We start from the raw sequence: 1,487 nt of genomic DNA, 5'->3' as shown, positions 1-1,487 counted from the left end.
ATGGTCATGCCACTCCTCTATTCCGATTTTCCGTTTGTTGATCGAGATTGATGGCCTCTTCGACTTCCCAGAGCCTGTCCTTGCCGAAGTAGATATGATCATTGACGAAGAAGGTAGGCGACCCGAAGGCGCCGCGCTCGACGGCGGCATTGGTGTTGTCGATCAACTCCTGCTTGACCCCGGGATCGTTGACCAGCCCGGCCAGTTCATCCGCGGGCAGCCCGGACTCGCGCAGCGCATCCATCAGCACGCCCAGATCGTCCATCTTCCTGTGGTCGCGCCACATATAGCGGTACATCTCGTCGACATAATCGGCGAACACGCCCAGCCTCTGGGCCGCGACCGCGCCGCGCATCAGCACCAGCGTGTTGATCGGGAAGAAGGGGTTCATCCCATAGCCCTCGATCCCGTGGCGACGGGTGAAGCGCTCGATCTCCAGCGTGTCATATTCCGGCTTGTTGCGGATATGGGCGAAGGCCTCCACCGGGGACTGGTTGCCGGTGGCCTTGAAGATGCCGCCCAGCAGGATGGGGACATAGTCGAAGACGACGCCGGTGCGATCCTCGATGGCGGGGATCACGCGATGGCACAGATAGGCGTTGGGGCTTCCGAAATCGAAGAGGAACTCAACCTTGGTCGCTGGCTTGGTCATCGGCGTCACCATGTCTCTCCATAGGGGCGGATTTCCTGTTCGAAAGTCCATGCGGCAGGCGACTGCTGGAACAGCGCCCAATAGGCTTCCGCCACGGCGGAGGGCGGCATCAGCTCATCGGGCTTGAGATTGCCGAGCGCGTCGCTTCTCTGGCGCTGTTCGATGATCTGGCGGACCCATTTGGTGTCGACGCCCGCATCGATGATGAGATGGGCGACATGGATGTTGGAAGGCCACAGTTCACGCGCCATGGACTGTGCGACGGCCCTGATGCCGAACTTGGCCGAAGCGAAGGCGGCATAGCCCGCGCCGCCGCGCAGCCCTGCGGTCGCGCCTGTGAAGAAGATCTTGCCGCGCTTGCGGGGCAGCATGATGCGCGCCGCCTCCCGCCCGGTAACGAAGCCTGCGAAACAGGCCATCTGCCAGACCTTCTGGAAGACGCGGTCTGTGGTTTCCAATATGGGGAAATGGACGTTGGCGCCGACATTGAAGATCGCCAGTTCCAGCGGGGCCCTGGCTTCCGCTTCAGCGAGGAAGGCGGTGACGTCCTCCGGCTCGCGGGCGTCGAGCGACCGGCCGCTTGCCGAACCGCCTGCCGCGTTGATCTCGTCGATCAGGGGCTGGAGCTTGTCGCCGCCCCTGCGACCGAGATGGACATGAAACCCTTCGCTTGCGAATTTCTTCGCGATCTCCGCGCCGATATAATCGCCAGCGCCGACGATGGCCACCGATTGGCTGCCTCCTGACATCCACTTGTTCCTTGATGATGACTCACAGCGCATCAAAAACGCCGCAAACCAATGCCTCTCCCATATCGCGCCGGATACGCGCCGGG

At 62.1% G+C, this 1,487-nt stretch carries 2 protein-coding genes; both read right to left on the bottom strand.

The window, feature by feature from the left end; all coding sequences use genetic code 11:
• Window positions 1-4 precede the first annotated feature (4 nt).
• Window positions 5-652: a 2-hydroxychromene-2-carboxylate isomerase gene (locus BV95_RS18235; RefSeq protein WP_234703238.1), complete on the bottom strand. Its 648-nt coding sequence runs from the start codon at window positions 650-652 to the stop codon at window positions 5-7.
• 5 nt (window positions 653-657) lie between these two features.
• The gene (locus BV95_RS18230; RefSeq protein ID WP_234703237.1) at window positions 658-1,380 is read right to left on the bottom strand and encodes an SDR family NAD(P)-dependent oxidoreductase; all 723 of its coding nucleotides are present in this window, start codon (window positions 1,378-1,380) and stop codon (window positions 658-660) included.
• Between the last annotated feature and the right edge of the window lie 107 nt (window positions 1,381-1,487).

This window comes from Sphingobium chlorophenolicum (assembly GCF_000722875.1).
Lineage (GTDB): Bacteria > Pseudomonadota > Alphaproteobacteria > Sphingomonadales > Sphingomonadaceae > Sphingobium > Sphingobium chlorophenolicum.
This window is presented reverse-complemented; position numbering and strand designations above follow the sequence as displayed.